General features: G+C 28.5%; 19 protein-coding genes. 3 read left to right on the top strand and 16 right to left on the bottom strand.

The window, feature by feature from the left end:
• Window positions 1-9: 9 nt before the first annotated feature.
• The 5 genes from buk to cdaA all read right to left on the bottom strand — a co-directional run bounded on the left by buk (window position 10) and on the right by cdaA (window position 6,260).
• On the bottom strand, window positions 10-1,080 hold the full coding sequence (gene buk / locus I2A75_RS12065) for a butyrate kinase (protein ID WP_195264766.1): 1,071 nt from the start codon (window positions 1,078-1,080) through the stop codon (window positions 10-12).
• A gap of 25 nt (window positions 1,081-1,105) precedes the next feature.
• The gene (gene ptb, locus I2A75_RS12060) at window positions 1,106-2,014 is read right to left on the bottom strand and encodes a phosphate butyryltransferase (RefSeq protein WP_195264764.1); all 909 of its coding nucleotides are present in this window, start codon (window positions 2,012-2,014) and stop codon (window positions 1,106-1,108) included.
• Between the two features lie 224 nt (window positions 2,015-2,238).
• A complete protein-coding gene (locus I2A75_RS12055) occupies window positions 2,239-3,840 on the bottom strand; it encodes an FAD-dependent protein (protein WP_195264763.1) in 1,602 nt (533 codons plus the stop codon).
• A 324-nt stretch (window positions 3,841-4,164) separates the two neighbouring features.
• Complete coding sequence (locus I2A75_RS12050; RefSeq protein ID WP_195264761.1) at window positions 4,165-5,436, bottom strand: CdaR family protein; 1,272 nt, start codon at window positions 5,434-5,436, stop codon at window positions 4,165-4,167.
• Window positions 5,409-6,260, bottom strand: a complete 852-nt coding sequence (cdaA, locus tag I2A75_RS12045; protein WP_195264759.1) for a diadenylate cyclase CdaA — start codon at window positions 6,258-6,260, stop codon at window positions 5,409-5,411. Before cdaA ends, I2A75_RS12050 begins: the two co-directional genes overlap by 28 nt.
• 152 nt (window positions 6,261-6,412) lie before the next feature.
• On the opposite strand from cdaA, the gene I2A75_RS12040 reads away from it, so the two are divergent.
• Both I2A75_RS12040 and I2A75_RS12035 read left to right on the top strand, forming a co-directional pair.
• Complete coding sequence (locus I2A75_RS12040; protein WP_207733816.1) at window positions 6,413-7,405, top strand: hypothetical protein; 993 nt, start codon at window positions 6,413-6,415, stop codon at window positions 7,403-7,405.
• 68 nt (window positions 7,406-7,473) lie between these two features.
• Window positions 7,474-8,055 (top strand): cell wall hydrolase, encoded by a 582-nt coding sequence (locus I2A75_RS12035; RefSeq protein WP_195264758.1) that lies wholly within the window; start codon window positions 7,474-7,476, stop codon window positions 8,053-8,055.
• 184 nt (window positions 8,056-8,239) lie between these two features.
• Here I2A75_RS12035 and iadA read toward each other — a convergent pair whose 3' ends face one another.
• From iadA to I2A75_RS11985, 10 genes are all read right to left on the bottom strand, one after another.
• A complete protein-coding gene (gene iadA / locus I2A75_RS12030; protein ID WP_195264756.1) occupies window positions 8,240-9,412 on the bottom strand; it encodes a beta-aspartyl-peptidase in 1,173 nt (390 codons plus the stop codon).
• Between the two features lie 17 nt (window positions 9,413-9,429).
• A complete protein-coding gene (locus tag I2A75_RS12025) occupies window positions 9,430-10,620 on the bottom strand; it encodes a tetratricopeptide repeat protein (RefSeq protein ID WP_195264754.1) in 1,191 nt (396 codons plus the stop codon).
• A gap of 23 nt (window positions 10,621-10,643) precedes the next feature.
• Window positions 10,644-11,168, bottom strand: a complete 525-nt coding sequence (locus I2A75_RS12020; RefSeq protein WP_195264752.1) for a chromate transporter — start codon at window positions 11,166-11,168, stop codon at window positions 10,644-10,646.
• Window positions 11,169-11,705: a chromate transporter gene (locus I2A75_RS12015; protein ID WP_195264750.1), complete on the bottom strand. Its 537-nt coding sequence runs from the start codon at window positions 11,703-11,705 to the stop codon at window positions 11,169-11,171.
• Between the two features lie 103 nt (window positions 11,706-11,808).
• Window positions 11,809-13,428, bottom strand: a complete 1,620-nt coding sequence (gene ptsP, locus I2A75_RS12010) for a phosphoenolpyruvate--protein phosphotransferase (protein WP_195264748.1) — start codon at window positions 13,426-13,428, stop codon at window positions 11,809-11,811.
• 350 nt (window positions 13,429-13,778) lie between these two features.
• Complete coding sequence (locus I2A75_RS12005) at window positions 13,779-14,813, bottom strand: ribonucleotide-diphosphate reductase subunit beta (protein ID WP_195264746.1); 1,035 nt, start codon at window positions 14,811-14,813, stop codon at window positions 13,779-13,781.
• A 38-nt stretch (window positions 14,814-14,851) separates the two neighbouring features.
• Window positions 14,852-17,083 (bottom strand): ribonucleoside-diphosphate reductase subunit alpha, encoded by a 2,232-nt coding sequence (locus I2A75_RS12000; protein WP_195264744.1) that lies wholly within the window; start codon window positions 17,081-17,083, stop codon window positions 14,852-14,854.
• 225 nt (window positions 17,084-17,308) lie between these two features.
• On the bottom strand, window positions 17,309-17,665 hold the full coding sequence (locus I2A75_RS11995) for an arsenate reductase family protein (protein WP_195264743.1): 357 nt from the start codon (window positions 17,663-17,665) through the stop codon (window positions 17,309-17,311).
• A gap of 51 nt (window positions 17,666-17,716) precedes the next feature.
• Window positions 17,717-19,492: a HAMP domain-containing sensor histidine kinase gene (locus I2A75_RS11990; protein WP_195264741.1), complete on the bottom strand. Its 1,776-nt coding sequence runs from the start codon at window positions 19,490-19,492 to the stop codon at window positions 17,717-17,719.
• A complete protein-coding gene (locus tag I2A75_RS11985) occupies window positions 19,476-20,171 on the bottom strand; it encodes a response regulator transcription factor (protein ID WP_195264739.1) in 696 nt (231 codons plus the stop codon). Before I2A75_RS11985 ends, I2A75_RS11990 begins: the two co-directional genes overlap by 17 nt.
• Before the next feature lie 182 nt (window positions 20,172-20,353).
• On the opposite strand from I2A75_RS11985, the gene I2A75_RS11980 reads away from it, so the two are divergent.
• Window positions 20,354-21,214: a YitT family protein gene (locus I2A75_RS11980; RefSeq protein WP_195264737.1), complete on the top strand. Its 861-nt coding sequence runs from the start codon at window positions 20,354-20,356 to the stop codon at window positions 21,212-21,214.
• 143 nt (window positions 21,215-21,357) lie between these two features.
• Here the strand turns inward: I2A75_RS11980 and I2A75_RS11975 are convergent, their stop codons facing one another.
• Window positions 21,358-21,912, bottom strand: a complete 555-nt coding sequence (locus I2A75_RS11975) for a Fe-S-containing hydro-lyase (protein ID WP_347707767.1) — start codon at window positions 21,910-21,912, stop codon at window positions 21,358-21,360.
• Window positions 21,913-21,916: the final 4 nt, after the last annotated feature.

Below are 21,916 nucleotides of genomic sequence, written 5' to 3'. Positions count from 1 at the left end.
CCTAACTGCTTATTTATATTCTTTAGCTATCTCTTCTCCCCTCAAAACTCTTAAAGTTCCTTGAGCTAAAGCTAACAGCTCGTCTTCCCCTGGATAAACTGTGATTGGTGCTATAAAATCTACTTTAGTATTTAAATCAACTATAAGCTTTTTCCAATAAGCTATTCCACCTGTAACTATAATTCTATCTACTTTCCCTTCTAAAACTGCTGCCATTTCTCCTATTGATTTAGCAATTTGATAAACAAATGCATTATAATACTTTACAGCATCCTCTCTTCCTTCATCTACCCAATTTTCTAGTTCTCTAGCATCATTTGTATTTAAATATGCTACAAATCCGCCTTTTCCAACTATCTTGCTATATATTTCTTTTTCTGTATATTTACCACTAAAGCATAACTTTATTAATTCACCAATTGGAACACTTCCTGATCTTTCTGGTGAAAATGGTCCGTCTCCATCTAAGGCATTATTTACATCTATTACTTTTCCATTTTTATGAGCTCCTACTGAAACTCCTCCCCCTAGATGTACTACTATTAAATTTAAGTTTTTATAACCTTTCCCGGACTCTACTCCATATCTTTTTGCAACTGCTTTTTGATTTAAAGCATGAAACTTACTAACTCTTGGTAATTCAGGTACTCCGGATATTCTTGCTATGTCTTCTAATTCATCAACAACTACTGGGTCAACTATATATGCTGGTACATTTAATTCTTTAGCAATTTCATTTGAAATTATTCCTCCTAAGTTAGAAGCATGTTGTCCTTGGACTCCAACTTTTAAATCTTCCAACATAAGATTATTTACTAAATATGTTCCGCCTTCCATTGGCTTTAGCATTCCGCCTCTACCAACGATTGCATTCAGGCTTTTTACGTCAATATTATTTTCCTCTAATGCCTTTATAATTATTTCTTTTCTAAATAGGAACTGATTATAAATGCTATCATATTTTCCTATTTCTTCTGCGGAATGTCTTAAGGTTTTAACAAAAACCTCTTTTTCATCTTGGTAAACACCAATTTTAGTTGAAGTTGATCCTGGATTGATAATTAATAGTTTATAAGACATAACAAAGTCTCCCCCATATTTTATATTATTTTTTTGCTTCTGCAACTAGTGCAGCTAACGCAATGGAGTGTACCTTTGTTTCAAAACTATCAGCTCTTGATGTCAAAATTACTGGTGCAGATGTTCCAACTAAAAGTCCTCCATTTCTTGATTTTGATGTATATGTTAATGTTTTGTACATAACATTTGCGCTTTCAATATTTGGAAGTAAAATTACATCTGCTTTTCCTGCTACTTTTCCTGTTATTCCTTTATGGTGGGCGGCTTCTTCTGATAAAGCATTATCTAAAGCTAAAGGCCCATCCACTATACAACCCTTAATTTGTCCTCTATCATTCATCTTTGATAATAATGATGCATCTATTGTTGCTGGCATATCTGGATTAACTACCTCTACTGCACATACTGGAGCCACTTTTGGAAGTTCTATTCCACAAGCATGTGCAACCTCTACTGCATTGTTTAATATTTGAACCTTTGCTTTTAAATCTGGATAAGTATTAAATGCTGCATCTGTTAATAAAATTAATCTATCTATCCCTTCTATTTCAAACACCGCTACATGAGACATAAGCTTTCCTGTTCTTAGGCCAACTTCCTTATTAAGAACACTTCTTAAAAATGTTGCTGTATCTACTAATCCTTTCATGACCATATCAGCTTCACCAGATGATACTAATCTTATTGCTTCTAAAGCAGCTTTATTTACATTTGTCTCATTTACAATTTCAAATTGTGTAAGATCCATATCAATCCTTTCAGCTATTTCATTTATTTTTACTGAATCACCAACTAGAATTGCATCTGCTATTCCCCTTTCTTTAGCAGCTTTAATTGCTTCTAATACTGGTTCATCTTGTGCTACTGCTACTGCAACTTTCTTCTTAGCACAACCATTGACCTTTTTTAATAAGTCATCAAAATTCTTACTCATTTCAGCACCCCTCATTTAATAGTGTAAGTTTTTTTATAATCAAGTATTATTCTAATAATTAAGAATTTTCTTTCTTTAATATTTATTATAATCCCTAATTAATATTTATACACTATAATTTTGTGAAATTTATATCAATTGTTGATATAATTTACAAATATTTCCCTTTATATTGTAGCAAAAAAAATTCTGAAAACTTAAATTTTCAGAATTTTCTTTAATATTTATTTCATTGGTTTATATTCTTGAATTATTTTCTCTGCAACCTTTAATCCATCAACTGCAGCTGATATTATACCACCTGCAAATCCAGCTCCCTCTCCTGCTGGGAATAGCCCATTCATAGATATGCTTTGTAAGTTTTCATCTCTTGTCATTCTAACTGGAGCAGATGTTCTTGTCTCTATTCCTGTTAAAATTGAGTCATAGTTTCCATATCCCTTTATCTTTTTATCAAAATCAACTATACCTTCTTTTAGCGCTTCTATTACATAATCAGGAAGACACTCTCTTAAATCTTTAAATACATATCCTGCTGTATAACTAGGAGTAACAGAGCCAAGCTTTGTACTAACCTTATCTTGCATAAAATCTCCAACTAATTGTACTGGAGCCTTATACTTTCCTCCCCCTAACTTATATGCTAAGCTTTCATAATGTCTTTGGAATTCCATTCCTCTAAGTGGTGAATCTCCTTCAAAGTCTTCTGGTCCTACAGTTACAACTAAAGCTGAGTTTGCATTAGCTAAATCTCTAGCATGATAACTCATACCATTTGATACTAATCTCTCATTTTCTGATGCTGCTGCAACTACAACCCCACCTGGACACATACAAAATGAATATACAGCTCTCTTTAACTTTTCACTTTGATATGTTAACCTATATTCAGCTGCCTTAAGCTTTGGATGCTGATACATATCTCCATATTGACTTTTATTTATAAGTTCTTGTGGATGTTCTATTCTAACACCAATTGCAAAAGCTTTAGGTTGCATAAATACATCTCTTTTATGTAACATTTCATATGTATCTCTTGAACTGTGTCCTATTGCAATAATAAGATTTTCACATTCTATTTCTTTGCCATTTACTATAATAGATTTTACTCTACCATCTTCGCTTTTTATATCTTCTAATTTAGATGAAAATAAAACTTCTCCACCTAATTCCTTTATTTTTTCTCTGATGTTTTTTACTACACCCTTTAGAAGGTCTGTTCCAACGTGAGGTTTTGCTACATAAGTAATTTCTTCTGGTGCTCCTGCTCTAACTAACTCTCTTAAAACATAATCACATCTTGTATCTTTTATTCTTGTTGTTAACTTACCATCTGAAAAAGCTCCAGCTCCACCTTCTCCAAATTGAACATTAGACTCTGTATTTAATTCACCTGTTTTCCAAAAGTTATCAACAGTCTCTGTTCTTTTATCCACATCTTCTCCACGTTCTATCACCAATGGTTTATATCCTTTTTCTGCTAGTAATAATGCAGCGAATATTCCTGCTGGTCCAAATCCAACTACTACTGGTCTATTTTTCAGCTCCTTATCCCCTGAAACTATTTCTGCATTATAAGAAGGTGCTTCAAACTTTACATCTTTATCTTTTAATCTGTTAACTAATTTTTCTTCATTTTTGTGTTCTACTTCTACACAATATATGTACTTTATATCATTTTTCTTTCTTGCATCTAGGCTTTCTTTTATTATTTTAATATTTTTTATTTCTGATTCAGAAATCTTTAACTTCTTAGAAACCCTTTTAATCAATGTGTCTTTATCTTCATCTATCTTTAAAGCTATATTATTAACTCTAATGGACATATTATAATCCCCTTTCTATTAGTCACTCTTATATATCAAAGCTTTATTGTACCTTATATATAATTTAAATTAAACATTCATTAGATTGCACCTTATTTTAACATAAATTTATTATTAGTAGTATTATTTTTATATGTATTATTTTCTACTATTTTCTTATATTAAATAATCTATATCATCTAATTTTATAAATAACTTTAGATAAAAAGTAAATAGCCATATATCTTAATAATTTTATCTTCACTTAATATTAGTGAGAACTTATATCTTTTTTAATAAATAAAAAAAGATCCATAGAAATACCTATGCATCTTTTCACTTGAATTACTCATTATTATTGCTATTATTAACATTATTATTAGTTTCAGGTGGCTTTTGAGCAACTTGTTTTGCTACTGTAAATGCAACATTTTCAACAGAAACTACACTGAAGTTCTCATTTAAACCTTGAAGTGTAACTTTAGGCTCTTGTTCAAAGCTTCCATCTTCCTTAAATGAACTTACATCTATAGAAGCTTTTATATTTTCTTCAGTTACATTTCCTATTTCATCTTCATAACCACTTATAGTCACCTTTATGGTATCTTTAGTTGGTGTAATTTTTACGCCTTCACTTTCCCCTGTTATACTATATTTCACATTAAAATCCTTAGTAGCAAATCTTATTACATTAACTTTAACTGTAATATAATCTTCCCCTTGAGATATTCTTAATCCTTCTGGAACTACTATCCCAAGCGATACATCTTTACTTTCATTTACTGAACTTAAATCTAGAGGAGTTGAATTTACTTCACTTATTGTATCTAATATCTCCTTAGGCCCTAAAATTTCCACAAACTTTTTATTGCTTTCCATGGACTTTAGTTTAAGTCCATTAGGTAACTTTCCTGTAGTTACTACATTTACTTTTACAGATTTACCTTTACTAACTCTTATTTCAACATTAGCAAATTTTTCTGAAAGCAAAACTCCTTCAACCGCGTTTCCATTTTCATCTAATGGTTTTATATCATAACTGCCTACTACATTTTCAAAAACATCCTCTTTATTATCTGAGACAACTAAATTTGATACCTTTGAAACAACTGATTCAGCTCCCGTTACCTTAACTTCTTTTGGTTCTATAGTTGCCTCTGATGCAAAATATCCTTGTCTTGGTGTAACTTTAATATTTGAGGTTATCGGCATAGTTTTTTCTACCATATCTTCTATCTTAACCGATACTGTCAGTGTATTAGTATTTCTTATACTTACCGTAATCGGATAATCTACTATAGATACAGGAACTTTATTTTCTCCCTTTTTCCAAGCATATTCACTTAAATCAACTTGAACTTTAAAGTCACTTTTTTTTATTTTATTTATGTCACTTGTATTTCCTTCAACTTTTAAAGTTACATATAATTCCTGATTTGGTGTTAATGCTAATTTTGAGCTAGTTAAAGCTTCTGTATTAATTAATTCAACTGGTATCTTACTTATTTCTGTAGTTCTTATTTTATTTTCTACATTGGTTACATAAACCCATAAGCCTATAGATAATAAAAGGCATATTACTGGTATTATTAATCTACTTTTTTCCTTCTTATCCAAGCTTTCACCCTCTCCCCAGCTGATTTAACATTCTTCTTATCATTATGTTGCATCATTTTAAGTAAAATTACTCTTAATTTTTCTCTATCATAATTTCTTGTTAATCTACCATTTATGGCTAAAGAGATTATCCCAGTTTCTTCAGATACTACTAAAACTATAGAATCCGAAACTTCTGATAAACCTATTGCTGCTCTATGCCTTGTTCCAAGCTTTTTATTTATTGTATTATTATTTGTAAGTGGAAGTACACATCCTGATGCTAATATTCTATCTTTTCTTATTATAGTAGCACCATCATGTAATGGTGTATTAACAACAAATATATTTTCAAGTAAATTTGAAGTTACTTTTGCATCTAAAATAGTTCCAGAATTAAGTATTTCTCCTAATCTGGTCGCCTGTTCTATAACTATTAATGCACCCGTTTTTGTTTCTGCTAAGTTTCCAACTGCATTAATTATTTCATTTACAGTTAAGTTTCTTTCTTCTTCATCTTGAATATTGTGTAATTCTTCAAAAGCACTTCTTCCTATGTGCTCTAATGCTCTTCTTATCTCTGGTTGAAATATTATAACAACAGATAAAAGACCAATGGTCAATGTCTTATTTAAAATGAAGTTTAGCATTTCTAGTTTTAAGACATAACTTATAGGTATCAATGCCACCATAAGTATAATACCCTTCAAAAGTTGTTCTGCCCTTGTTTCTTTTATTAGTATATATCCTTTATAGAATATATAGGCAACTACTAATATATCTAAAACTGCAAATATAGATATATTTTTTAGAGTGTTTGTTATAACTGTACTAATCTCCTGCATAAAGGGCACCCCCCTAATTTTCATATACTATTAATTATACACCAATAAGTAAATTCTTAGTATAATATTTAAAATTTTTTTAATTCTATAATATTTTTCACTTTACTGTAATATAAATTTATGTAAAGAAATTTATATGGGGTGATAAAATTATGAAAGAAAAACTTAGTACTTTGTTCAAGGATCATAAAAATTTAACGGTATTCATAATATCGCTACTGTTACTCTTATCATTTTCAATGTTTTTTATCATATATAACTCAGATTCCAATAGAGCTAAAAGAACTCTAAAAAGTATTGGTAATGAATTAAATACTGTAAATACAAATCTTGAATCAGGTATAAAAGATTTAACTATTGATACAACTAAATCCTACGACCTTTTAGTATCTGGATCAAATAAACTAAAAGAATTATTAAATTTAACTTCTCAAGTCGAAGATACTGATTCTGAAATTTCATCTATAAAAAATGATTTAAGCAATGCTATAAGCTCTACTATATCCTTATATGATAATTGTATTAATATTCTCTCTAATCCTAAGGACATAACGTCTAGTGCTGATTTAGATAACTTTAATTCCTTTAAAGAAATTTGCCTAAAAGATTATTCTATTTTAGCACAAGACAAAATTAATATAGATTTTTCTAATGATACATTACAATTTTTTGATAATACTTATAATTATTTGAATACTATAATTAAAGTTAATAGAGATTCTGAGTTTCAAAATACGCAACAACGAGAATTTTTTCTTCGTCTTGATTCATTTAATTCAGAATTTAACTCATTAAATGAAGATTTAATGCCTGCTATCAATAAAATAAGAGAAGACAAAAGAGATTTACAGGTTATAGTTGAGGATTTATATAGCAAGGAAAAATCTTATGAAAATTTGAAATCTAAAATTATATCTATGTCTATTCCAGATGGATGCATGGATATATATGATGCTTTAGATGAATATTTTAATATGTACTATATCTATTTAAAATCTATTAAAGAAGCTGTTATATACGAGAAAACTTGTTCAGATATAGATAAGTTCTCTAAAGAAATTAACAAAAATTATAAGAACGCTACTTCTAAAAGAAATGATGTAATAGATGCTTATTCTAATTACAAAAATATTCTGGAAAAATAATGTGTATTAAATTTTTCCTTTTGGAAATAATAATTTTGGATTATATATTATCCAAAAGGAGGTTATTTATGAAATATTTAAAAACAATACCTATTTTATTTTTAACCTTTTTATTTTCAGCAGAAATACCTGTGTTTGCTTATAAAAATGTTAGTTTAGTAGGTAATTCTAACAGTTCAATAAGCACTAATTTAAATGGAGAAGTAAATAGTACTATAATAAATATGCCAAAAGAAAATGTGATTGAGGTTTTCAATTACAATGACAACATACTATATTTAACAGAAGATGACGTAAATTTGATGGCTAAAATCGTTTATGCTGAAAGTAAAGGTGAACCCTATGAGGGTAAAGTTGCAGTTGCATCAGTTATTTTAAATAGGGTATTAAGTCCAGGATTTCCAAATAGCATTAGTGAGGTTATATTTCAACCTAAGGCATTCTCTTGTGTAGTAGATGGTCAAATATCTGTTACCCCAACTGAAGAATGTTATAATGCAGTTTATGAGGCTATAAAAGGTAATGATCCTACAAATGAAGCATTATTCTTTTATAATCCTGCCATAGCTACTTGCTCCTGGATGCAAGATGTTGAAAAAGCTGATAGTAAATCTATTGGCCAACACTTATTTTTCAAAACAAAATATTAAAAAGATCATAGGAATGTCGAAAGACATTCCTACTAGTTTATAATTTTAAATACAAACCTTATGCTTATTATATTAAGTTTTCAAACTATTAGCCTATATTAATAAAAAAAGAAATTCAGCAAAAGCTGAATTTCCAACTCAATTATCCATTTTCAATTGTTAATAATTATTTATTAATTATTTATTATTCAAATGTTCCCTTCACTACTGGTTTCCCATTTTGAATCATTATTTTTCCCATAGCTATAACAGTATCTATTTCTAATGAACTTTCATCTACTAAAACTAAATCAGCATCTTTTCCCTTTTCTATTGCTCCCTTATTTGAAAGTTTTAATATACTTGCAACATTAGATGTTATAACTTTAATAGCATCTTCAATTTTTATATTATATGTTTTTATAGCTTCTCTTACTTCTCCATATAAAGTTGATACTGCACAAATACCTACTTTACTTAAGCTTCCATCCTTATCGAATATAGGCATACTTCCATTTCCATCTGAAGAAAATGTAACATGTGATAAATCAACGTTATTATTAAGTAAAATACTTAATCCTTCACTTGCTCTAAGCTCACCTGGTTCTAAACAACTAGGATCTGAACTTGTAGTAAGATCTATAAACCCACCCTTGCTTACATATTCTTCTCCTGCCTCAAATAATTCCTTATTTCTATTAATATGAGTTGGAAGCAATTGTGTTGCTGGAATTTCTGTTTCCTCAATTAACTTAAATAAATAATTTAACTTTCTATCTCCATTACCTAAATGGATATTTACTATTCCTGATTTTCCAGCTAATAATCCTCCAACTCTAGCTTGAGCTACTGTTTGAGCAAATTGTGTAAATGTAGCTTGAGAACTTCTATTATCAGAAATAGCTACTTCTCCTACTCCTATAATCTTATCAACCAGCATTATATCTCCCTTTATACTATTAGTTAAAGTTTTTACTGGTATTTCATATGAACCTGTATAGCAATATGTAGTTAGACCCTCTTCTTCTAGAGCCCTTGCCTTAGCTATCAAGCTGGCCATATCTCTGCAAATTCCATCTGTTCCTATGCACCCAACAACTGTTGTTATACCAGCAGTTGTTAAGTCTGTTAATTTTATTTCTGGAGTCCTAGTCTTAAAACTTCCTTCTCCACCAGCACCATTAATATGAACGTGACAATCAATAAAGCCAGGAAAAAGTAATTTTCCTGCTCCATTTATAATCTTTATATCTATAAAATCCTTAGGAATCTTTAGATTTTCATATATCCCTTCAATTTTAGTTGATGATATTACTACATCTTTTTCTCCTTGGTATTCTGGAGAATAAACCTTAATTCCCTTTATTACCGTTATCATCTACGTCACTCCTATAGTTAATTATTTAAGATATCGTCTATATTACTATTATTATAAATTGAGTTTGAATACTTAGATGCAAGCTCTTTTGCATAGTATTTACTTTTATCAGTATTCAAATCCTTATAAAGTAAAGATATCTTATAATAAGACTCTTCTATATAGTTCCCATTTTCGTAGCTAGATATATACTTTTCAAAACTTTTTATTGCTTGGTCATTCATCCCTAATCTTTCATACGTTGAAGCTAGCAAAAATATTATATCATCATTTAAATGGTTATTCTCTGAATATAAAACTGTATCCTCTAATATCTCTCTAGCCGCATCATAATTTTCTTCAGCAAACAAATTAGTTGATTCAATATAATTTTCTCTTATTTCTTCTTCTGTTAATGCATTGTGTTCTAAATCAACTTCTTCTTTATCTTCTATACCATCATTAATTTCTTCCATAACATTACTGACTTCTTCTGTCTCATTACTAATTTCTTCTGTACTATTATCAATAGAATTTAAAATTCCCCCCGAATTTTCTTCTACTATACTTTCATTTTTATTAGCTATATCAAAACTACTTTCTGTATTATTTTTTGAATTATTTTGTAATTTATATTTCACTAGGATTCCTGATACTATAATAATACATATTATAGATGTTACTAGAATGGGTTTTATTCCAATATTTCTATTACTGTTTGTATTTAATATTTCATCTATTTCTTTATTAATACTATTAGCTAATATATTACCCTTATCTAAAGAGAATACTTTTTCAATACATCTTTTACAATCATCATATTGCCCTTTTCTCATATAACATATTGCTAAAGCATTATTTACATTTATAGAATTATAGTCACTTTCTTTACAATACATCAAAACTTCTATAGCTGCATCTATATTTAAGTCTTCTATTAATTTTTCTGCATCTTTAAATAAATCTCTTCTTTGGAAATCTCTTTCTATATCTTTTAAATACGCTTCGGAAATTTCATCTTCATTATTATATTTGTTTATTTTCCATAATGAGATTGCATCTTCAAGATCTCCTTTTAAATATAACAGTAGGCCTTTTAAATTAAGTAAATTTGAATCTTGTAAGTCTCTTGATATACCTACCTCACAAACTAATATAGCTTTATCTATATATCCATCATTATATAAACTAAGTGCTTTTTCATAAGTCTTTATACCCTTTTTTCTCATTTATAATTACCTCATTTTAATTTTTATAAGTAGAATATTAATCCTATTATTGCTGCTATTACTATAACTAATATAGGGTGTACTTTTTTACTTAATAGTATTACTCCTATTATCGAAGTTATTATGATACTCTTTAAATCTAAATAGGATTCTTTAGCTAGATCTAAAAAAGCTTTTATTATTAAAGCAATTAGAACTGGTCTCATTCCCATTAATGCTGCTTTAATAACTGTAGATTCTTTAAATTTTTCTAATGTTTTACTAATTATAGATACTAATATAAAGGATGTTATAACTACTCCTAAAGTTGCCATAACACTTCCTAAAACCCCAGCCAATTTGTACCCTACGAATGTTGCTGAATTTATTGCAACTGGTCCTGGTGTCATTTGTGATATTCCTATAATATCCAAAAATTCATTTATACTAATCCAATTATTATTTTCTACTATTTCTCTTTGAATAAAAGGAAGCATAGCATAGCCTCCACCGAAGCTAAATGAACCTATCTTAAAGAAAGAAAAAAATAATTTTATCAATAACTCCAACTAGCTCACCTTCCTTCTTAAAAAGATGATTCCATATATAGCTGATGCCATTATTACTATAATTGGATGAATATCAAAAAATGTTAATGCTATAAGTGCTACTATTATTGTTAGAACTGTTCTTTTATTCTTTTCTAACCCCTTACTCAAGCTTATCGCTCCAACTAGTACTAACATAGGAACTGCTGCAGTTATCCCTTTAAAAGCAGCATTAACATAATAGTTATTTCTAAACTGCATAAAGAAAGCTGCAATTATGATAATTATTAAAAACGATGGTAATATGACTGCTAATAGAGCCATTATAGCGCCTATTAATCCTCCAATTTTATACCCAAGAAATATTGAACAATTAACCGCTAATGCACCTGGAAGACTTTGTGATACAACTAATACATCCATAAACTCTTCTTTTTCAATCCATTTTTTATTATTAACAACCTCCTCTTCTATTAATGGAATCATTGCATATCCGCCTCCAAAGGTAAAAGCTCCTATTTTAAAGAATGCAATAAACATTTCTAGAACTTTTTTCATATTTTCACCACCTTAGTTAATCCTATATATTTATTATGCATATAAGATATTAATTTAAAATAAAAAAGTCGCATTTATAGTATGCGACTTTTCTTTATTTTAATTATTCTTGTTCTAATATTATTTTCTTAGCTGTTAAGATTGATGTAGCACTCATTGAGAATTCATCTAAACCATATTCAACTAATGTTGGAATTGCAGCTTCATCTCCAGCCATTTCTCCGCACATTCCAACCCATTTGCCATGCTTATGAGCTCCATCTATAGTCATCTTTATTAATCTTAATACAGCTGGATGCATTGGATTATAAAGGTATGATACTTTTTCGCTCATTCTATCAGCCGCTAAAGTGTATTGAATTAAATCATTTGTTCCTATTGAGAAGAAATCTACATGCTTAGCTAATTCATCTGCATATACAGCCGCAGCAGGGATTTCAACCATTATACCCCATTGAATTTTTTCTGAGTATTCTATTCCTTCTGATTTTAATTCAGCTTTACATTCATCTACAAATTCCTTTGCAGCTTGGAATTCTTCTAAACCTGAAATCATAGGGAACATTACTGCAAGATTTCCATAAACAGAAGCTCTTAATAAAGCTCTTATTTGAACCTTGAATATATCTTTTCTATCTAAGCATAATCTTATAGCTCTGTAGCCTAAGAAAGGATTCATTTCTTGTGGTAATGGTAAGTATGGAAGTGTTTTATCTCCACCAATATCTAGTGTTCTTATAACAACTTGTTTTCCATCCATTATTTCAAGAACTTTCTTATAAGCTTCGAATTGTTCTTCTTCTGTTGGAGCTGAATCTCTATCCATGTATAAGAACTCAGTTCTGAATAGTCCAACACCATCTCCACCATTTGCAACTACTGCTTCAGCATCTGCTGGTGAACCTATGTTTCCACAAACTTCAACTCTTCTTCCTGATTTAGTAACTGTCTTTACAGTTATTAATTTCTTTAATTCTTCTTGTTCTGCTAAGAACTTTTCTCTCTTAGCTGTATATTCATCTATAACTGATTGCTCAGGATTTATTATACATATTCCTTCAATACCATCAACTATAATAGTATCTCCATTTTTAACTGATGTAGTTATATCTTTTAGACCTACTATTGCTGGTATTTCTAATGTTCTAGCCATAATAGCAGAGTGAGAAGTTCTTCCTCCGATATTAGTTAAGAAACCAACAACTTTGCTTCTATCTAATTGAGCTGTATCTGATGGAGTTAAATCGTGAGCTACAACTACAGTATTTGCTTCAGTTATTGCAAATGCATCTCCACCTTTTCCTGCTAAGTTTGAAATTATCCTCTTAGAAACGTCTTTTATGTCAGCAGCTCTTTCTTTCATGTATTCATCTTCCATTGAATCAAAAATCATTACAAACATATTTGTAACGCTTTCAACCGCTTTCATTGCATTTACGCTATTTGATTCTATTTCTAATAGCATCCCACCAGTAAATTCTGGGTCATCTAATAAAGTTAGGTGAGCTTCGAAAACTTGAGCTTCATGTTCTCCTATTTCTGCTAAAGCTTTATCTCTAATAGCAGTTAGTTGAGCCCTTGCTTGCTCTAAAGCTTTTTGTAGCACTTCTTTTTCTGCTTCTACATTAGAAACTTTTGCATCTGTTATTACTATTTCTTCATGTTCTTGTAAAAATACTTTTCCTATTGCATAACCTTTAGACGCAGCTATACCTTTTTTCATTTCCGAGATTCCTCCTTAATAATAGCTATAAATTCAAATTATATATGAAATTTATAGAAAGTACTAATCTGTTTTTTTAATTACAACTACAATGTATTATAACATATTTTCCGCCTATGTTAATAAGAATACACATAATTTTTATTATTTTCTATCATTTATTTTATTTTTTTATTCATTTTATTTGCATATTTTCTATATAAGTATAATTATTCTAAAAAATTTTACATTTTTTTCAAAGCAACTATTATTTTTTTACTTTTTATTTAATATATTTATTGATTTTATTATAGTAAAAAAGGATATCTAAAAATGTATATTTTATAGATATCCTTACATTTTATTGTTTTTTATAAATCATCTATGAGAGCTCCAGCCTTAGCATAAGCAGTTGATTTTGCTTCAAAGAAATCTGTCTTAACTGAATTAGCATCTGATAATATATCTACCCAAGCTGCTGGGTTATTATCATAACCTTCATAAATTTCATCTAATCCTATAGCCTTCATTCTTAAATTTCCTAGATATTTTATATAATCATTAATTAAATTTTTATTTATTCCTTGAATATTATCACCTATAACATAATTTCCCCAAGAAATTTCATGTTCAACTGCAGTTTTCATCATTTCTTTTAGTTGATTTTTTACTTCTTCTGTAAATATTTCAGGTTGCTCTAATTGTAATTCTTTTAATATATTTCTAAATAACCAAAGATGAGTATTTTCATCTCTATTTATATATCTAATTTCTTGTGCTGACCCAGGCATCTTACCATTTCTCTCTAAATTATAGAAGAACATAAATCCTGAATAAAAATATATTCCCTCTAAAATATAGTTTGCCATTATAGTTTTAATAAGATTTTCTTGAGTTGGTGCTTCTAAGAAATTATTATATAGCTCACCTATAAATTTATTTCTTTCTAATAATATTTTATCATCTTTCCATTGATATAATATTTCATTTCTTTTTTCTGGAGAGCATATTGTATCTAACATATAGCTATAACTTTGTGAATGAACAGCTTCTTGAAAAGCTTGTATTGTTAGGCATAAATTAACTTCACTTGCTGTAATATAATTATTTATATTAGATAAATTCGCTGTTTGTATTGAGTCTAAGAATATTAAGAAAGAAAGTATTTTATCATAAGCTGTTCTTTCTTCATGTGTCAATTTATTATAATCTTTTAAATCTTGAGCAAGATTTATTTCTTCTGGAATCCAGAAGTTATTCATTGCTTGCCTATACCAATCTGAAACCCAAGTATATTTCATATTATTAAAATCATTTAAGTTAGTAGTATTTCCATTTATCATTCTCTTTTTAGATGTTTCAGTATCACCAAACTCATTAAAAAGAGGTTTCTTATTTATAAACATTTATTACCCTCCAAGACCTTATTAGTATTATCACAAACTTATGCTGAACAACTTTCGCAATCACTTACTGTTAATGATTTTGAACGCACATAGTATATGGATTTAACTCCAGATTTGCAAGCTTCTATATATAAATTCATAATTTGTCTCATAGTATAATTAGTTGTTATATATAAATTAAATGATTGCCCTTGATCTATATGTCTTTGTCTTACTCCGTTTATTTGCACGCACCATTTTTGATCTATATTATACGCAGAATTATAGTACCAATAGTTTTCTTCATTTAAATTTGGCGCAGTTTTTGGTATTATACTTCCCTTCTTTTCCTCAAGCCAGAATCTTGCCATTACTGGGTCTATGCCTTCTGAAGTTCCTGCTATAGTTGCTGTAGATCCATTCGGAGCTACTGCCATTAAATATCCATTTCTCATTCCATAAGTATTTACTTCTTCTCTTAGAACGTTCCATTTTTCTGATTTATAATCCCTAAGATCAAAATAATTTCCATTATCCCAGTCTGATCCTTCGAAACATGAATATCTTCCTTTTTCTTTTGAAATATTCATACTTGCTTTTATTGCATGATAATTAATTCTCTCGTAAACATCATCTGCAAACTCTTTATGTCTATCTTCTGTCCAATGAATTAAATTATTTGCAAGCATATGGTGATATCCGCTTGTTCCAAGCCCTATTGCTCTATATTTTTTATTAGTTACTTCTGCAAATGGTACTGAATAATAGTTCAAATCTATTACATTATCCATAGCTCTTATTTGAGTTTCTACAACATATCCAAGTTCTTCATCATTTTTAACATCAACATTTCCTAAAACTACTGATGATAAATTACATACTACAAAATCACCTGATTTTGTTCTTTCAACTATTATAGTATCTCCATTTTCATCTTTTACTTCAGATTGTTGAATATCCATTGGACTCATATTTTGCATAATTTCAGTACAAAGATTTGATGAATATATCATTCCTTTATGTTTGTTTGGATTCATTTTATTTACTGTATCTCTATAGAAAGCAAATGGAGTTCCAGTTTCAGCAGCACTCTTTATTATTAATCTAACTATTTCTTTTACTGACATTACCCTTTTGCTTATATTCTCGTCTTCAACACATTCATAATATTTCTTTTCCCACTCTTCTCCATAGAAGTCTTCTAATGAATAGCCCTTTGCTAACCTAATCTCATGAGGACACATCATATACCAATTTGCATCTATATCTGTTTCTGCAAGCTTCCAAAATAAATCTGGATAACAAAGCCCTGGAAAAACATCATGTGCTTTCTTTCTATCGTCACCATTATTAGTTTTTAATTGTAAAAACTCAGGTAAATCCTTATGCCAAGCATCTAACCATATAGCAACTGATCCATTTCTTACTCCTAATTGATCTACCGCTATGGCTGTATCATTAAATAATTTTACCCATGGTATCACTCCACCAGAAGCTCCCTTGAATCCTCTAATAGGTGATTCTAAAGCTCTAACTTTACCAATGTATATTCCCATTCCACCACCAAACTTTGAAACTTCTGCAAAGTTATCAAGTGACTTATATATTCCCTTTAAGCTATCTTGTACTGTATCTATAAAGCATGAGCTTAGTTGATAAAATGGCTTTCTAGCATTAGACATTGTTGGTGTTGCCATAGTTGCCTTAAGAGAACTTAATACATCGTAAAATCTCTTTGCCCATAGTACTCTTACTTCTTTCTTTTCTGGAATTGCTAGATGCATTGCTATTCCCATAAACATTTGTTGTGGAAGTTCTAATGTGCTTCTATCAAAATCTTGAACTAGGTATCTTTTTGCTAAAAGGTTTATTCCACTATAAGTAAATAAAAAGTCTCTTTCTGGTTTAATTTCATTTTCTAACTCTATTATTTCCTCTTTTGTATAATTTTCTAATATGTATTTTCCATAAAGTCCTTTATCAGTTAATTGATTTATAAATCCATATAAATCGCCATATATATTATCGTCGTTAGTAAGTCCTCTACTTTTTCTTATTTTATCATAAAGTTTAAACACATATAGTCTTGCTGCTGCATTTTGCCATTGTGGTTCTGTATCTGATGTAAGCTCTAAAGCTACTTGTATTATTGAATTTCTTATTTCTTCATCCTCCATATTAGGTCTAACTATATGATTTAATGCTTCTAAAAGCCTCTCCTCTGTATAAATACCTTGACCATTATCTATTCCATCTAAAGCTAACCTACAAATATTAAGTAAATGTGTCATACTCTTCCCCTTCCACTACATATAGTATGTAATACTCTTTCCATTTCCATCAATATACAATATATAGTTAATTATAATTTCTATTTTTTCCTTTGTAAAATTTAATAATCTAATACTAAACAAGAAAAAATGGAGATATTCATTTAATATCTCCTTTTTTCACCTTTAATAACAGCTTTTATAAATAATTTTTATTTCTTAGAATTAAAAGTTAAATAACATTTATTACTTTAACTTTTCTATCCATTCTTCTTCTTTAAATCCTACTAAAACAGTATTATCTTTTATTACTATTGGTCTTTTTACAAGCATTCCATTAGATGCTAATATATCTAAAAGTTCATCTTGAGGTAATACTTTAACTTTATCTTTTAATTGCATTTCCCTATATAATACACCTGATGTATTAAAGAATTTATTTATTGGTAAACCACTTTTAGCTATCCAATCTTTAAGTTCCTCTTTTGTTGGATTTTCATCAGCTATATGTCTATCTATAAATTCTATATTATTTTCTGTTAAAAACTTCTTTGCTTTTCTACATGTAGTACACTTTGGATATTCAACAAATAAAACTGACATATTTATCACTCCTATATTTAATTATTATTATTTAATTATTATTATAACATATTATTTCTTAGGTATGATTAAATAAATTTTAAACATGTCACCTTCTACTTCGATTTTTATACTCCCATTATGAAGTTCTACTATGCTTTTTGTAATTGCAAGCCCCATTCCCGATCCTTCTATAGATGAATTTCTTGATTTATCAGCTCTTGCAAATCTCTCAAAAATATCTTGTGTATTAAAGTCCATTTCATAATTGGATATATTTTTAAAAGATACCTCTACAGAGTTTTCTTTAGAAGTTATATCTATATATACTCTAGTATTATTAAGTGAATATTTTAAGGCGTTTACAATTATATTTTCAAATACTCTAGACATTAATTTACCATCTAAATCAACAAAAATTTCATCCTCATTTGTACTTACCTTAAATTCCATATTTTTTTCTTCATATAAATTTGAGTACTCTCCAATACCTTGATATACTAAAGAAACTATATCTATTTCATGCTTTTCTATAGTCATTTTCCCACTGTTTAATTTTGATACTTCAAATAAATCTTCTATAAGAGTCTTTAATCTCTTTGAATTTCTATCTAATATAGTCAAATAATCTTTTCTTTCCTCTTCTGTTATATTAGTATCATTTAATATATTTACATAGTTTATTATTGATGTTAATGGTGTTTTTAAGTCGTGAGAAACATTGGAAATTAGCTCTGTTTTTAATTTCTCATTTTTTACCTTTTCATTTAAAGCTATTATATATCCTTCTCTTATTTGATTTATATTTTCTACTAATTCTTTAACTTCTCTTTCTCCAATATCACTTAGTTTATATTCTAATTCACCTGAATTAATTTTCTTTAGTCCATCATTAATAACTGAAATATCAAGACTTTTCTTTAAGGAATATAATACACAACCTAATGGAATCAGCACCAAGATTAACGTTCCCTTAAATGGATATCTAGTTAAAAATGTCACTAAAACATTTTGGTTTCTTATTCCTGCAATTAAATATAAATAAACTAGTATTACTGCTATTGCTCCCCCAAAAGAAAGCATCATTTTATTACGTGTATTTTTGTATTTGTAGCCATATATTAAAACATAAATAAGTCTCTTTAGAACTTTAATTTCTAAATGTATATTTTTACTGTTAATTATAGAGTTTACTATTATCTTTAATAAAAGCACTATAGCAAGTATTGTTGATATTATCATTATTTTTGCTGTTATAGTATCTGTTTTTATAAGATATGTATATACGCTAGGGTCTCTATAATATATTTCTATATATTTATCTACATTTTGTTTAATTATCTTATCTGTAGTACTAGTAACATAATAATTATATTTATCTTTATTATCTATTCTAACAGATGAATATCCAAATTCCTTTAGATACGTATTTATACTATCTTCACGCAAAGCTACAGTATTATCATCCTTTTCTACTGCTTCACGCAACTTTATATCATTAGTAGTGAAATTTCCTGTTTCTTTATTTATTAGTGCATAAAATAAATCCCCATAAAAATAATTATTTTCTGATAGATGTTCATTTTCATATTCTAACGCTCTAATATCTTCTAGATTATTAGTATGTGAATATATATATTTTGATATATCTTTACTTTCATAATATATCATTGATTCTATGTATTTATCTTTATTTAATAATGCATCAAATGTTCCCGCTCCTAAATCTGAAAAAGTATTATTAAAAGATTGATAATATCCTATAGTTAATGTAACTAATAATATACATACGGTTAAAATTTCTATTCCCCATACACCAGTTATATACCTTTTAATCTTCTCTTTCAATTTTATATCCAACTCCCCACACTACCTTTATATATTCAGGATCCTTTGTATTAAGTTCTATCTTTTCTCTTATCCTTCTAATATGAACAGTTACAGTATTTTCACTTCTATAAAATGGTTCCTCCCATACTTTTTCATATATTTCTTTTATAGAAAAAACCCTTCCTAAGTTTGATGCTAGAAGTTGAAGTATTTTAAATTCTGTTGCCGTAACTTTTACCTCTTCTCCCCTTAAGAAAATTGTTTTTTCTTTATTATTTATTATTAAGTCCTTTACTTCTATTATATCCGGACTCTCACCTTCTAACTCTAAGGGTTTTTGGTATCTTCTTAATTGAGACTTAACTCTTGCAACAAGCTCTAAATGATTAAATGGTTTAGCTATATAATCATCAGCACCTACATTTAATCCTAATATCTTATCACTGTCTTCTCCTTTGGCTGATAACATTATAATGGGTAAATTTCTTTTTTCTCTAATCTTTAAACATGTCTTTATCCCATCCATTCTTGGCATCATTATATCTAAAACTATAAGATGTATTTTTTCTTTATCCAATAACTCTAATGCCTCTACACCATCTTTAGCTTTAAACACCTTCATACCTTCTCCTCTTAGATATATATCAATAGCATCTCTAATTTCCTTTTCATCATCTACTACTAAAACGTTAAACATATTTTCACCCCTCTATCTTATCTTATAACTATAATATCTTATATTATAAAATTTTACTAATTGTAAAAATTACATTTTTATTAAAATAATCAAATATCACTATAAGTTATTATTAACATTCGATAGTATTTAATATATAATTTTAGTGTATATTTCTAACAGATAATTTTAAGGAGTTTTATATGTTACATAAACTTACAATTAACAAACACATGATTTTAGATTTCTTTTTTATTTTTGTTGGATGTGTAATAGCATCTCTTGGAGTTAATTTATTCTTAGTTAATGCTCAATTACTTAGTGGTGGCGCTACTGGCATAGCACTTATTTTACAATATTTAGCTGAAGTACCTTCTGGTATAACTGTATTTATAATTAATATTCCTTTATTTTTTATAAGTTATAAAATGCTAAATAAGAGATTTACTATATACTCTGCAGTTGGGATGATCTCGCTATCAATTTCACTTATAATCACAAAACCCTTATCTAATTTAGTTAAAGTAGATGATATATTACTTTATTGTATTTACGGTGGAGTTTTATGTGGTTTAGGCTATGGGTTAGTTTTTTCAAGAAATGGTTCAACTGGAGGGACTGATATCATAACAATGGTGCTTAGGAAGAAGTATTCTAACTTTGAAATAGGTAAGCTTAGCTTCGCTATTAACTGTATAATAGTTTTTATAGGCGCATTAATTTTTGGTCTTCCTAAAGCTCTATATACTTTGATTTCTATGTTTGTTCAAGGAACTATAGTGGATAAAGTTATTAATGGATTTAATAGTAAAAAGTTACTATTAATATTAACTGAAAAAGAACAAGAAATAATAGAGTATGTTATTAAAGATATGAATAGAGGAGTTACTTCTCTAATTGCTGAAGGTGAGTACACTCATGAGCTTAAGAAAATGCTTTATATTGCTGTAACATCATCTCAAATGATACATTTGAAGAGTAAAATATTAAGAATAGATCCTAAAGCATTTATTACAATAATAGATGTTTCTGAAGTCAATGGAAAGGGATTCCATAAAATTTAATATTAATTATTTTGTAAAATATACAATAATTTTACCCCCATATATTAGGTTTTATTTTTCTCTAATACGGGGGTAATTTTTTTATTCAAATTTATAAAATCAATATACTTATATTAAAGCAAATGAAAGCTTCTTACCAATTATCATATTGAATTTAAATAAGCCCTTTGCCCTTCTTTATATAAGTTATTACCGTTTACATCTATTATAACTATTAAAGGCATATCTATCACTTCCATTTTTCTAATAGCTTCTGCACCTAAATCTTCATATGCAATTATCTCTGATGAAACTATACTTTTAGAAATTAATGCAGCAGCGCCTCCAATTGCCCCTAGATATATAGCCTTATTTTTTACTATTGAATCAACTACCTCTTGGTTTCTAGCACCTTTTCCTATCATTGCCTTTAGCCCTAAATCTAGTAACCTAGGTGAATACGCATCCATTCTATAGCTTGTAGTTGGTCCAGCTGATCCTATAACTTGTCCTTCTTTTGCTGGACTTGGTCCTACATAATATATAGTCTCTCCTTCAATATTTATTGGTAAATCATCGCCTGAATCTAGTAAATCAACTAATCTCTTATGTGCTGCATCTCTAGCTGAATATATAGTACCTGTTAGTAAAATTGTGTCTCCTACTCTTAAATCTTTTATTTTTTCATATGTTAAAGGAGTATTTATTTTTTTTTCCACAGTT

Source organism: Clostridium sp. 1001275B_160808_H3, from assembly GCF_015550425.1.
Lineage (GTDB): Bacteria > Bacillota > Clostridia > Clostridiales > Clostridiaceae > Clostridium.
Note: the sequence above shows the minus strand (reverse complement) of the source record. Positions and strands in the feature narration are given on the sequence as shown.